The 13,624-nt window shown below is 34.5% G+C and carries 13 protein-coding genes; 12 read left to right on the forward strand and 1 reads right to left on the reverse strand.

The window, feature by feature from the left end; all coding sequences use genetic code 11:
• Window positions 1–155: 155 nt before the first annotated feature.
• From C6H18_RS05565 to C6H18_RS05585, 5 genes are all read left to right on the forward strand, one after another.
• Window positions 156–2,765: an autotransporter outer membrane beta-barrel domain-containing protein gene (locus C6H18_RS05565; protein WP_233704078.1), complete on the forward strand. Its 2,610-nt coding sequence runs from the start codon at window positions 156–158 to the stop codon at window positions 2,763–2,765.
• Between the two features lie 171 nt (window positions 2,766–2,936).
• On the forward strand, window positions 2,937–4,553 hold the full coding sequence (locus C6H18_RS05570; RefSeq protein ID WP_104722124.1) for a DNA polymerase III subunit gamma/tau: 1,617 nt from the start codon (window positions 2,937–2,939) through the stop codon (window positions 4,551–4,553).
• Entirely contained in the window at window positions 4,541–4,957 is a 417-nt protein-coding gene (tsaE, locus tag C6H18_RS05575; protein WP_104722125.1) for a tRNA (adenosine(37)-N6)-threonylcarbamoyltransferase complex ATPase subunit type 1 TsaE, read from the forward strand. The genes C6H18_RS05570 and tsaE overlap by 13 nt, the downstream gene beginning before the upstream one ends.
• Window positions 4,950–5,672, forward strand: a complete 723-nt coding sequence (gene lptB / locus C6H18_RS05580; RefSeq protein WP_104722126.1) for an LPS export ABC transporter ATP-binding protein — start codon at window positions 4,950–4,952, stop codon at window positions 5,670–5,672. Before tsaE ends, lptB begins: the two co-directional genes overlap by 8 nt.
• The gene (locus C6H18_RS05585; RefSeq protein ID WP_104722127.1) at window positions 5,669–6,961 is read left to right on the forward strand and encodes an RNA polymerase factor sigma-54; all 1,293 of its coding nucleotides are present in this window, start codon (window positions 5,669–5,671) and stop codon (window positions 6,959–6,961) included. Before lptB ends, C6H18_RS05585 begins: the two co-directional genes overlap by 4 nt.
• A gap of 506 nt (window positions 6,962–7,467) precedes the next feature.
• Here C6H18_RS05585 and glnA read toward each other — a convergent pair.
• On the reverse strand, window positions 7,468–8,916 hold the full coding sequence (gene glnA, locus C6H18_RS05590; protein ID WP_104722128.1) for a type I glutamate--ammonia ligase: 1,449 nt from the start codon (window positions 8,914–8,916) through the stop codon (window positions 7,468–7,470).
• Between the two features lie 377 nt (window positions 8,917–9,293).
• Between glnA and C6H18_RS05595 the strand changes: the two genes are divergently transcribed.
• The 7 genes from C6H18_RS05595 to C6H18_RS05625 all read left to right on the forward strand — a co-directional run bounded on the left by C6H18_RS05595 (window position 9,294) and on the right by C6H18_RS05625 (window position 13,593).
• Window positions 9,294–9,656 (forward strand): HMA2 domain-containing protein, encoded by a 363-nt coding sequence (locus C6H18_RS05595; RefSeq protein WP_104722129.1) that lies wholly within the window; start codon window positions 9,294–9,296, stop codon window positions 9,654–9,656.
• Window positions 9,656–10,255 carry a ferritin family protein gene (locus C6H18_RS05600; protein WP_104722130.1) on the forward strand — a complete coding sequence of 200 codons (600 nt, stop codon included), beginning with the start codon at window positions 9,656–9,658 and terminating at the stop codon, window positions 10,253–10,255. The genes C6H18_RS05595 and C6H18_RS05600 overlap by 1 nt, the downstream gene beginning before the upstream one ends.
• Before the next feature lie 2 nt (window positions 10,256–10,257).
• Window positions 10,258–10,527, forward strand: coding sequence for a hypothetical protein (locus C6H18_RS05605; RefSeq protein ID WP_104722131.1), 270 nt, complete (start codon window positions 10,258–10,260; stop codon window positions 10,525–10,527).
• A complete protein-coding gene (locus tag C6H18_RS05610; protein WP_104722132.1) occupies window positions 10,527–10,862 on the forward strand; it encodes a hypothetical protein in 336 nt (111 codons plus the stop codon). Before C6H18_RS05605 ends, C6H18_RS05610 begins: the two co-directional genes overlap by 1 nt.
• Window positions 10,862–11,146 carry a hypothetical protein gene (locus tag C6H18_RS05615; protein WP_104722133.1) on the forward strand — a complete coding sequence of 95 codons (285 nt, stop codon included), beginning with the start codon at window positions 10,862–10,864 and terminating at the stop codon, window positions 11,144–11,146. The genes C6H18_RS05610 and C6H18_RS05615 overlap by 1 nt, the downstream gene beginning before the upstream one ends.
• A gap of 11 nt (window positions 11,147–11,157) precedes the next feature.
• Window positions 11,158–13,281: a heavy metal translocating P-type ATPase gene (locus C6H18_RS05620; protein ID WP_104722134.1), complete on the forward strand. Its 2,124-nt coding sequence runs from the start codon at window positions 11,158–11,160 to the stop codon at window positions 13,279–13,281.
• A 102-nt stretch (window positions 13,282–13,383) separates the two neighbouring features.
• On the forward strand, window positions 13,384–13,593 hold the full coding sequence (locus C6H18_RS05625; protein WP_104722135.1) for a hypothetical protein: 210 nt from the start codon (window positions 13,384–13,386) through the stop codon (window positions 13,591–13,593).
• Window positions 13,594–13,624 lie beyond the last annotated feature (31 nt).

Consider the following 13,624-nt stretch of genomic DNA (forward strand, 5'->3'; position numbering starts at 1 on the left):
TACGGTGGACGAGCTAAGTGTATAATAATACTAGTTATAGAATGTTACAAGGTCTAGGAATTGATGAAAAAAGGGGGTGTGGGAGGAAGATAAAACATTAAAGGGACGAGGGGGGGGACCATAATAGCAACTCCATTAAAAATTAAGGAGTATCAATGAAAATTTCATTAATCGCATCAAGAGCCTTGATTGGCTTTAGTGTTTTGGGTTCTATTGCAGCCTATGCAGTAGATATTACAAATAATACAGATTTTACGAACAACTTCCAAAACAATAACGGAAATTGGAGTGTAAAAGCAGATTCTAAAATTCAAAGTGAAGGGGTAACTCTTAAAAAATTAGAGAAATTTGAACAACCTCTTAATAACATCACACTAAGCACAGATAAAAAAATAACTATTGACACTAATGTAGAAGTTGGTAGCTATACCGATAAAAATGATCTAACCAAAGCCTATAGTTTTAACATTAATGCTAAAGAAGGAGTGGATAATAATGGGACAATAGACATTCTAAGAGATTCCAAAATTGAGGCAAACACCTCATTAAAAACAAATTCTAGGTTAAATATTGTTGGAAGCAAACTTGATATTATAGGCAATGTTAGTGCAGAGGACAATAGCATAATTACTCTTACTGATACTACTAATATGAACGATACAATTCGTAGATTCGAGGAGTCAGTATTATTTGGAGATGATAATACCAATACAACGGATACAGAATCTCAAATTGACTTTAATGATCTTATTCGTTCCGCTAATGCTCTAGGAATTAGCTCTGGAATCCCCACTTTAAACATTAAAGGAAACTTTGAAACAAAAGGAGCTACGACTTTTGAGTTTCACGAAAATGGCTTTATTAATACCACAGGGAAAGCCACAATTAACTCTCAAGGTAGCCTTAACTTCAACACAAGCAATAGTCCTCTAACTAGCGATAAAACCCTACTTTTTGCACAAGGAGGAGTAGATATTGTAAAAACTGCCAATAATCAAAATTCCTCTGTTTTAACCCAACAAGGAGATAAAACTTGGAAACCCTCTGAAGGAGGAATACTCAATGTAACTTACGACAGAGAAGTAGCCTCCTATCTCTCTAACCCTTCCTTGCTAAATGGAATCATAGTTCCAAGAGTAGAGGATTTAAAAAGTGAGAACCTTACATACGAAATTCGTGTAGATGAGAAGAAAAACAATCTTTTTATAAAAGTCAATGTCGATAACTCAAAAATAAACACTACGAGTCTTAAAAATATTAAAGACGAAAAAGAACTCCAAAAAGCCCAAGATGAGTTCCTAAAAACCCAACTAAAAACTACTGCTACAAGCACAAAGACCGCTCTTGAGACTGCAAAGAAAAATCTTGAGACCGCTAAAACAAAATATAACGAAATCAGCACTAGCAATAAAGCGGCAATTACCAAAAATATCGACTTAGCCATACAAGATATTGACGCAAACCTAAAATCTACACAGGATATTAACAGCAAAACTGATGCCACAGCACAAGAATACCTTAGTGCATTGCTAAAGGGTGCTGATACCAAAACCGCAGAGGATGTATTAGTAACCTTGATTGACAAAAAAGACAATAAACTCTTCAATGCTACACTAGATACAGAAGTGCTAAAAAATACAACCACATCAATTTCTAGAAGCGAAGATACAAGAGATGGATTAAATATCTTAAAATCTCTCTCTACTTCTGCTATTGATACAGATACTATTCTTAGTGTAATAACTAACCAAAACTTCTTTAAAGATACAAGAGAACAAGCACAAACTATTTCGCAACTCTCTGATACCTCTAGCTCTCAATTAGGTGCTATTAATATCGCTAATGATGTAGCAATTGGAGATAGAATCGCAAGATTTAATAATCCTCATATAGAAACCAAAAGATTTGCTGCGCTAAGTAGTGATGTAGCTTATAGCTATTATGATGAATATGTCTCAAGCGTGTGGGCAAATGTCTTTGGGGGAGCTAATATCATTGGAGGAAATACCGGGGGACTTTATGGTCTTAGCATAGGGGTTGATAGAAATATTAGCTCGAATGTCTTGCTTGGCGGATACTTCACTTATGCGGATTCTACGTTTAAAAGCAAAACTACCAAACAAAAAACAAATAACTTCCAAGCTGGGCTTTATTCTTTGGTTAAACTCACACAAGATTGGGAAAATTGGGAAATAAGGACAAAAGCTTATGCGCAACTTAGCCCAACTGATCAATACAGCACCAATATCTTAGGGACAGATTCTGCAGATTTTACAAAAAAATTCTTTGGCATTAATGGAAGCTTAGGAAAAGTGTTTCAAATCTCTAATGACTTCTTCGTCAAACCCTTTGCTGGTATGAATTACTATTATGGCTTTACACCTAATTATACAGAGAGCGGAACTACTTTAGCCAAAAATGTTCGCTCTTCTACCAATAATGCTTTAAGCTTGGATTTAGGAGCAGAGCTTAGAAAATACTTCGGTAGCAATTCCTATCTCTTTATCACTCCAAAACTTGAGCAATACATTATCCATACCGGAAGTGATTATGTCGCAAGGTTTGCTGGCTCTACTTCAGCCTTTAGAATCGCAAATAACGAAAAGACAAAAACTTATGGACAGCTTGTTTTGGGTGGGAATGTGAATATTAACCAAAACCTATCTTTAAATATCGGGGGAGGCTTAAAGCAAATCCTAGCTGGTAAGTCTCCAACCAATGAAACTTATTTAAATGGAAATATCCAACTTAAATATAAATTTTAATTCAAGATTACACTTTATTTAAGTTTTTCATTAAGGGAGGTCTCCTCCCATCTCCTAAACTCTTCTTTGCAAAGCCTCTTTGATTGAATATTTTATTCCAATCTCTTAATGAAGTTTTAGAGTTTTTTTAGTAAAATTCACTCCAATATTTCCTTATAAATGGGTTTGATAATGGAAGAACATAATGAAGCTTTAGCACTCAAATATCGTCCTATGGATTTTGATGAACTTGTAGGGCAAGAATCTATTAGCAAAACACTCTCTTTGGCTTTAAATACCAAACGATTATCGCACGCATATTTGTTTTCTGGCTTAAGAGGAAGTGGCAAAACCTCAAGTGCTAGAATCTTCGCTAGAGCTTTAGAATGCGAAAATGGACCTAAGGCAAAGCCTTGTGGAATCTGTGCAAATTGTATTGCTGCTAATCCTCATAAAATGAGGCATATTGATATTATAGAGCTTGATGGTGCATCTAACCGCAAGATTGATGATATTCGCGACCTCATAGAGCAAACCAAATACCACCCCAATATGGGAAGATTTAAAATCTTTATTATCGATGAAGTGCATATGCTAACCAAAGAAGCCTTTAATGCCCTCTTAAAAACCCTAGAAGAACCCCCTCCTTATGTTAAGTTTATCCTTGCAACCACAGACCCTCTAAAATTACCCGCTACGATTTTAAGCCGAACCCAACACTTTAGGTTTAAAAGAATCTCGGACAAAAGTATCTTGGAACATTTAAAAAACATTCTCCAAAAAGAAGGCATTACCTATGAAGAAGAAGCCTTAAAAATGCTAATTCGCAGTGGAAGTGGCTCTTTAAGAGATACTTTAACCCTCTTAGATCAAGTTATTATCTACTCTAACTACAATATCACAACCAATACTTGTGCGAGTATGCTAGGGCTTATTAATCCTCAAAGTCTGCAATCCCTCTTTGAATGTATCCTCAATAATGATAGAGAAAAGCTCTTAAAAGCAATGGAGGGATTTTTAGAATATGAAAGTGAAATGCTCTTAGATGAGATGAGTATTTTTCTTAAAAACAAGCTCTTAAAAGGCGATAATGCCTATAATGTTGTGCTTATTGATAGATTTTTTCGTATTATTGCTCAAGCAAAAGAATTGCTTTTTTTAGGCTCTGATGACAATTTTGTGCTAACTTTAACCCTCCTTAAAATGCTAGAAGCACTGCAGATTCAAGAAATTGATACCGCCATAGAAAACCTAAAAAACCAAAGCCCACAGCTACCAATCCCAAAAGCACCTACCCCCTCTCCATCTCCCATACAAACGCCTACTTTAGCCAAAGAAAGCCCCTCTTTATTCCAATTGCTCCTCCAAAAAATCTATGAGAGAAACTATGACTTAGGGGAATGCTTTGAGAAAAACATTACTTTTGTCTCTTTTGATAACAATCTTCTAATATGGGAGAGCAAAGCCAAAGATGCTGACAAAGAGCGATTAAAAAATAGCTATTCTATTATTAAAAATCTTGTTTTAGAGATTTTTGGCTTACAAACCCAAATCAAATCTCTAAGCAAAGAAGAATCTTCTAAAACCCCAGAAACCCCAAACACTATTCCAAATACTACTTCTCATAATATCACTCCAGATTCCGCTCATACAAATACTCAGCAAAAGCTAGAAGATTCTCCATCTAATGACCCCAAAATGGAAGTTACACAAGCCCTAGAAACCCCGCTTTTAAAAAGCGCAAAAGAGTTATTAGGGATTAAACAAATCAAGGTTCGACCCAAAGAAGAGAATCTATGCAGCTCCTAACTTCCTTGCTTTTAAAAGAAAATGAACTTACAAAACTTGCTCAAACATTAAAGATTCAAGACAAACAAGGAGTTTATCTCTTAGAGGGGGATTTAGCAAGCGGTAAAACCACTTTGATAAAAGCAATTGCGCAATATCTAGGAAGCACAAGTCTTGTTACCTCCCCAACTTTCTTGATTAGACAAGAATATGACCATCAAATCTACCATTATGATTTTTACCAAAAAGACCTCCAAAACCTTTTAGAGTTAGGATTTTTAGAAGAGATTGAAAAAGCAGGTTGGCATTTTATAGAATGGGGAGATAAAAAATTAGCTAAAATATTACAAGAAGTTGGAATAAGCTTCACAACCATTAAGATTCTACCCCAAAACAACGAAAGGGAATACCAAATTTATGTATAAACTAGAAGCAAGGCAACTATCTAAAACTATCAAAAAAACAGACATTATCTCTAATATTTCTTTAGAAGTAAAAAGCGGTGAAATTGTGGGTTTGCTAGGACCAAATGGAGCAGGAAAAACAACAAGCTTCTATATCATTTGTGGGCTTTTATCCCCTAATGAAGGAGGAGTATTTTTAAATAACCAAGAAATTACTCATTTAAGTTTGCACCAAAGGGCTAAATTAGGCATAGGGTATCTCCCGCAAGAAAGCAGTGTTTTTAAAGACCTAAATGTAGAAGAAAACTTAAAAATTGCTGCGGAAATATCTATCCAAAAGGAAAAAGATAGAATAAAACGGATAGAAGAACTCTTAGAGACCTTTAACATTGAACCCATAAGATACCGCAAGGCAATTAGTTTAAGCGGTGGAGAACGAAGAAGGGTAGAGATTGCAAGAGCGCTTATTAAAAGACCAAAATTTATTTTATTAGATGAGCCTTTTGCAGGAGTAGATCCTATTGCGGTTTTGGATATACAAAATATCATCAAAAGACTTTTAAGCTTTAAAATAGGGATTTTAATCACTGACCATAATGTGCGCGAAACACTAAATGTTTGCGATAGGGCTTATGTTATCAATAAAGGGAAGCTTTTAGCAAGTGGTAATTCTGAAGAGATTCATACCAATGAGCTTGTTAGGAAGCATTATCTAGGAGAGAATTTCAAAATATGAAATTAAGAACCCAAGCTTCTACAACACTTAAAGCCAAGCTTTCTTCTACCTTAAAAAGCTGGTTACCTATTTTACAAAGCGGTATGCAAGATTTAGAGGAAACCTTAGGAGAGTTTGCAAAAGAAAATCCCTATTTTGAGATAAAATCCCAAATCACTAATGATTTCTCCTCTTATAAAAGAGGTAATAGAGACCGCCCAAAAGGTGCTAAAGCTGGACAAGCTGGAGGGCAAAGTGATGGTATTGAAAACTTCTGCATTCAAGAAGAAAGTTTAGAGGAGAGCTTACTAGCACAAATCCTTCCCCCCCTCTTCCCTACACAAACTTCACAAAATATTGCTCTAAAAATCATAGAAAACCTCAATGAAGAAGGATATTTTGAAGGCGATATTGAACATATCGCTAAAGAATGCTATTGTAGCACGGAAGAAATAGAAAAAATCCGCAAACGTTTTGCCTATCTTGACCCGCCCGGAATTGGAGCAAAAAACTTAAAAGAATCTTTTTATTTCCAGCTAGATAATATGGATATAAAGCCTGAAATCTTTGAACTTTGCTCAAAAATCCTAAAAGACTTGGAGCATCATATTCGCTTTAAAGAAGAATACTACTATAAAGAGGCTATGCGGGTGATTCAAAGCTTCAAAAACCCTCCTGCACTAGACTTTTATGAAAGGGAAGCAGCGATTATTCCAGATATTTTAATCCTCCAAGAAGCCCACAATATTCAAGTGCAGATTAATGAAAAATATTATCCAAGCATTGAAATAAACTTCCATAAAGAAAAAAATTCTAAGGTTAAAGAAGAATTCATCAAAATAAAAACCAAAGAGGCTAAAGATTTGGTAGATGCACTAGAGATGCGAAAGGCAACGCTCTATAAAATCGGGATTATGATTGTAGAATACCAATATGAGTTTTTCATCGGAGGAGAGATAAAACCTATGAAGCTTAAGGATTTAGCCCAAGAGTTTGGACACGCCCCAAGCACCATCTCAAGAGCGATTTCTAATAAATTCTTGGAATGCTCTCGTGGTATTTTTCCCCTTAAAGTGTTTTTTGCTACGGCTATTGATGAGGAAATAGCCAATGTTACTATCAAAGATTTTGTTGCGGATTTAGTCAAAAATGAGAACAAACAAAAGCCTTTAAGCGATACAAAAATCCTAAAACTCATCGAAGAAAAATTTGAAATTAAAATGGTGCGTCGAACTATCACAAAATACAGATCCCAACTCAATATCGCAAGTTCTAGTGAGCGCAAAAAACTCTATAAGATGTCCCTTTAGTTTATACAAAGCTAATCTTATCTTTATTATCCTCTTTAAAGAAGAATCCAAACAATCTAAAGAGTCTTAAGAATCCAATTAATCCAACCAACCAACCTAAACCAAGAATTTAATCAATCTAAAGTAAAAAAATAATAATAAATAGAGTCTTACCAACCTAAAGACTCTAAACAAACAATAATATAAACACTAAACTATTAAACGAGATTCCTCTAAGAAGTAAAGAATTTTTTTCGTGGCGGTGAGAACCCTTAGTTTGCAAGCAAACTTTTCCCAAGCCACTCTCAAAACTCTTTACTTCTTAAAGCTTTACCTTTTCTTTATCTTATTGCTTTATAAAAAACAAAAATGCTCTTGATTTTATAATCCCAATGAATAAATCGCCCAAATCGTGGAAACAACAGAAAAATAAGATAAGCTACATAATTTTAATAGTAAGTTTTCAAGAAATTTTACAAAGACACTAAATAAGATTCATTAAGTTTTAAAAAAGGGGTGGGGGTAAATTAACAACTATAAGTTGTTAAAAACTCAAAAGGATGGGGTCTTCCCTCCCAAGGCCAAATTTCTGTTTCAAACTTATACGCCTTGTAGGTTTGGATAAAGGTTTCACTAAAGACATTATCGACTTTTAAATATTCTTTATCGACCAACATTTCTTCAATAGCGTGTCTTAGGGTATGAGGAAGTTGTTTAATACCCTTTTCGCGAACTTCATCTAAAGTTAGCTCAAAGAGATTAACTTCCATAGGCTCTCCTGGGTGAATCTTATTTTTAATCCCATCTAATCCCGCCATTAATAAAGCAGCAAAAGCCAAGTAAGGGTTGCTAGAGCTATCAGGGAATCTAAACTCCATTCTTTTAGCTTTCTCCCCACTATTATAAGGAATCCGAATACTCGCACTTCTGTTTTGTGCAGAATAAGTAAGAATAGAAGGAGCTTCAAAGCCGGGTATTAATCGCTTATAAGAATTTGTCGAAGCATTAGTAAAAGCTGCTAATCCTCTAGCGTGTTTTAATACTCCACCTAAGAAATACAATGCCTCCTCACTCATTCCCTCATAAGCCTCTCCTGCAAAGAGATTCTTCCCTTTCTTCCAAATGCTTATATGTGTGTGCATTCCACTACCATTGTCATTATAGAGAGGCTTAGGCATAAAGGTTGCTGTTTTGCCATTAAGATGCGCTACCATTTTAATAACATATTTAAGCTTTTGCACATTATCAGCAGCTTCGAGCATATCTCCAAACTTCACACCTATCTCCCCTTGTCCTTGTGCTACTTCGTGATGAACTACAAAAGTTTCCAATCCCACTTGATTAAGCACTTTTACCATCTCTGCTCTTATATCCACCATAGAATCCACAGGGGCTACTGGAAAATAGCCCCCTTTAAGTCCCGGACGATGCCCTAAATTAACACCATCATATTCTTTGGAGCGATTCCACTCTCCCTCTTCTGTATCAATCTCATAATATTGACAATTCACAGAATCCCGCATTTTAATAGAATCAAAGACAAAAAATTCATTTTCAGGACCATAATAAGCAACATCCCCTATACCAGAATCTTTTAAATGCTGCATTGCTTTTTTAACAATACTACGCGGACATTTCTCATAAGGCTCATTTTTATAAATATCCCATATATCGCAAAACACCACCATTGTCGTATCAGCTGTGAAAGGATCAATAAAATACCGTATAGGATCAGGGATTAAAATCATATCCGACTTATTCACAGGTTGCCAAGCAGGAATAGAACTCCCATCAAAGGCAATCCCCTCAAAACTTCCCTCATCAATGGCACTAGCACTAAAAGATAAATGATGCCATATACCTTTAATATCTGTAAATCTAAAATCAATAAATTCTACTTCATTTTCTTTGCACTCTTCAAAAAATTTCTTTATAGCTTGTTTATCAACTTTTGGTTTATTGAGAGCCTGTTTCACTATCTACTCCTTAAAATGCCTTATTTTATGAAATTATAACAATATTTTTTTTAAAGTATTCCCATAAAGTAGCAATATTAGTTTGTTAATTGCTAGGAGATTCTTGAATGAAATTTTGCAATTTAAGGGCATAAACACTAAAACTTTTGAAGCTTCAAAAAACTAAATTTTTAAGGGTTCGATAGCTATGAAAACAAAAAATAATAGAATTATTATTATTTTTGTTTGTGAATATTACTCCCAAAAAATATCTACAAATAAGGTAATTTGAAGATTATTTTTTGTTCTCATTTTATAACTATTTAAGTTTTTTTTAATGGTATTATACTATAATTCCCTCAAATTAAAAGTTTTAGCTCATTTTAAAGAAGTTTTAAATGTCTCCTAGTCAATCTCAAAATCTAGAATCTTTCAAAAATTACCAAATCACTCCTAAAGATTTAGAAATACTTGCTGATTATTTTTCTATTATTCATCATAGCAAAGGAAGGATTAGACTTCGTGCAAGCTCAAAACTCAAAAATGCCGTAAAAGAAAGCTCTATTAATGCTCAATCATTCTTAGAACATCTTCAAAAGATTCCAGCCATTAAAGAGATAAAGTTCAATAAGCTCATTGGCTCTTTAACGATTGAATATGATTATAATATTTTTCAGCCAAGCTTTTGGGAATCTTCCCTTAAAGGGGAAAAACTAGAAGAAATTTCACAAGTTATTAATACTATGCTAAAGGACTTATAATGACGACACAAGAAAACTTACTACAAGCCTTAGATAATGAATATAAATCCTATAACTTTTATGCTAATGCCTCTCAAGCTTTTGGGCTTCCTTTTAGTCAAATTTTTAGCACTAAGCTCCAAGACATTAATGCTTTAAATTTACACCTAGCCAACCTAAACATCCCCATACCAACCAATCCTTACATTAGCACTATCTTACCTAATACTTTGAGGGAAACTTTAGAAAATGCCATAAGCAACGAAAATACAAGTGTCGCCCTTTATAACACCCTAATTGCTCAAGAATCAGATAAACAGGCACTAGATACTTTCTACCTACTACAAGCAGCTTCTTTTAATCACCATATCCCTACTTTACAAAATACTCTTTATACCATAGAGCAGAATAATCAAAACCCTTTTGAACAAATCCATCAAGGAAAAGCTCTTTTAGATGAGACTGGAACTATCATCACACAACTACAAAATGGCAACCTCACGCAAGGAGAGTTAGAAAGTTTTCTAAACAAACTCAATTATTCTTTAATCGGGGGAATAATTTTAGGTGCGTTTGGTGCTATCATCTTAAATGAATTTTTAAATAAAGATAAGGAGTAAAAATGCCATTACCATTCATTGCAGGATTAGCTATAGGTTCGGGAGCAGCGTTGTTATTTACTAAGCGAAAAACATTAAAAAAGGTTTTAGAATCTAAAAATATCCAACAAAAACTTCATCAAGGTAAAGAAATTTCTTTAAAGGCTTATGATAAACTCTCACAGAGTTTTAAAAATGCAAAATGTGATTTAGAAAAAGCTATTAATAATAAAAACTCTGCAACAGCAAAAAAAGCAAATAGCCCTAAAAGAATACAAAAAAAGGACAAATAATGCTTATAGATACAGGAACACCAAGGTCTATTGTAGGACACGCCATTAGTGGAGCTATCATTGGCTGTATGCTAAGTGGAATCTATGAAGCCTCACAATACAAACAAGGGAATACCTCTAAAGACAAGGCTTTAAAAAACACACTTAAAGCTACACTAGAAGGAGGTATCATCACCGCTAGTGGAATTGCTGCTACTAATGCTTTAGGGAATACCTCTAAAACCCCTTTACAAAACAGCCTAGAAGCCACAGCCTGTATTGCTTTAGGATTAGCTAGTGCTTATGGGATTTCGCAATTAATTAATACAAAACTCGTTTCAAAAAAGGACAAATAATGAATACCCAACCCCATCCAAACAACCCTTATACAAAAAATAATCAAAATACCCCTACACAAAATAATAAAAATAGCCTTTTTGGAAATAACTCTAATGCCCAAAAGGATTTCTTAAAAGGAGCCTTAGTAGGTGCAGTAGCTACTTTTATTTTAACCAATGAAAACGCACAAAGAGCAATTTTTAAAGGTTTTGCAAAAATAAGTGGAATCTTTGAAGCAGGCATTGAAGAGCTAAAAGAACGTTATGAAGATGCTAAGGCTGAAGTGAATTCTCAAGAATAAGCAAAACCATTATGTTAGCACAACACCAGCTTACTTTAGACCTTATTCATTCAACCAAAAGACGAGCAAGGTTTAAATATACTTGTTCAAAAGATTCAACCATCAACCCTTTACATCTACGCGTAGAGCTTGATAATATAGAAAATATCTCCTCGCTTAGAATTAATGCTATTTTAAATAACATTATCATTGACTACCAAGGGGACTTAAAAGTAATCCAAACAAAAATCTATCAAGCTTTATTAAAGCACATTATGCAAAAAAAAGACCAAAAAAAACAAGAAAGTTATATTGCCCTAAGAGACGAAATTCCAAGCTCTGCAGAAGTAACCCGTGCTGGAACTGCTCTTGTGCTTTCTCCTTTTTTAAATAATCCCACAATACAGACCGGATTTTCTCTTGTAGCTTGTGTTCCCTTACTCTTAAGCGGAGTAACAGAAACTTTCGCACACGGCATTAACTCACGCACTTTAGAAGCTTTAGCTGTGGCTATTTCTCTTTATTTAAAAGATTTTAAAACAGCAAATTCTACAAACTTTATGTTAGCATTGGGCGAATATATAGAGGAAATTACAATGTATAAAAGTGATGACCTCATTAAAGAATTAGCCAAACCAACATCAGGTGAAGTATGGATTGAGATAAAAGAAAATAATAAAACTATCACCAAAAAGGTTTCAAGCAATACCCTAAAAATTGGCGATATTGTCGTTATTGGTGCAGGAGATACGATTTTAATTGATGGACATATCATTCAAGGCGAAGCTCTTGTTAATCAAATCTCTATGACAGGGGAAGCCACCCCGACACAAAAAACACGAGGTGATAAAGTATTATCAGGAACAATCGTTCAAGAGGGGAAAATCAAAGTATGGGCAGAATCTATTGGCAAAGATACAGCCACTGCAAGAATTAAAAGCTATATTGAAGAAACCCTAGTCCAAAAATCCTCCCAAGAATTAAACGCCTCTAAAATGGCAGATTCACTTGTCCCCATTACCTTTGGTTTAGCCATTCTCTCCTATCTTTTTACGCGTGATTTAATGCGTGCTGCGAGTGTTTTACAAGGTGATTATTCTTGCGCTTTGAAGCTTACCACACCTGTTACTTTCAAATCTGCTATTTCAAGCGCAGGAAAAGAAGGTATTATTGTAAAAGGAGCAAAAAGCCTAGAATCCCTACAACTTAGTGAAGTTTTTGTTTTTGATAAAACAGGAACTTTAACCAAAGGAGAATTAGAAGTTTTAGATATTTATTCCTTTTCTAAAGAATGGAGTCCAGAAACCATCTTAAATCTTGCTGCAAGTATTGAAGAACATTATTTTCACCCTGTCGCACAAGCTGTTGTAAAAGCCGCTAAAGAAAAAAAATTTACGCATTTTCACCACGATGAAGTAACCTTCATAGTAGCGCGTGGAGTTAAAAGTGAAATTAATGGGAAAAGTGTAATAATAGGAAGTCGCCATTTCCTAGAAAATGACGAACAAATTCCCTTTAAAGCCCATAATAAAAAGATAGAGAAAATCCTCTTAAGTGGCGAAACTCCTTTGTTTATAGGCTATGACAAACAATTATTAGGCGTGATTGTGCTGAAAGATACTTTAAGAGAAAATGCCAAAAAAGCATTAGATCGCCTAAGAAAAAGTGGAATAAAAGAGATTATTATGCTCACAGGAGATACTAAGCAAAAAGCCAAACAAATAGCAGATACATTAGAAATTAACCGCTATTATGCGGAATTACTCCCCACACAAAAAGCAGAGATTTTAGAACAAATTATGCAAGAGGGCAAAAAGGTAGCCTTTGTTGGAGATGGGATTAATGATGCCCCTGCTCTTATCCGTGCAGATACTGGTATTGGTATGCACAAAGGTGCAGACATTGCCAAAGCAAGTGCAGATGTTGTACTTTTACGAGATGATGTAGAAGCTGTTGCAGAAGCTAGAGAGATTGCCATTATGTGTTTAAATAAAGTCCAAAGAAACTTTAAAATCACCGTGGTAGTTAATAGCCTTATTTTAGGGCTTGCCTCTTTAGGAAAACTCTCTGCTATCCAAACTGCTTTTATGCACAATGGAACAACCATAGCTCTCCTTCTTAATGCTTTACAAAGAATAAAAATCAAAGAGAAATAATGCGTCTTTTATTACTGATTGCTACAACACTTAGTGGAGTGATACTAACATCTACCTTGAAAAACACCTATTATAAATATAAAAAATACAAAAGGAATAATAATGAACACTAAAGATTCTTTAGAACAAAAAAGAGAAATAGCAAAAATTGGTATGAGTGCTTCTTTAGTCCTTACTGCTGGAAGTGCCTTGTTTTTAAAGCATACTTTAGCAAAGAAAATCCACATCGGAGCAGGGATAGCACTTATTGGATTTTCTTTATGGCATTCCTCCCTCTATCCCAAAACAAAACTAAAAGATAAAAATTCCTAACCCCCATTATTTTTATACTTCTTAGTTACAA

It is taken from the genome of Helicobacter mesocricetorum, assembly GCF_900198605.1.
Taxonomy (GTDB): Bacteria; Campylobacterota; Campylobacteria; order Campylobacterales; family Helicobacteraceae; genus Helicobacter_D; species Helicobacter_D mesocricetorum.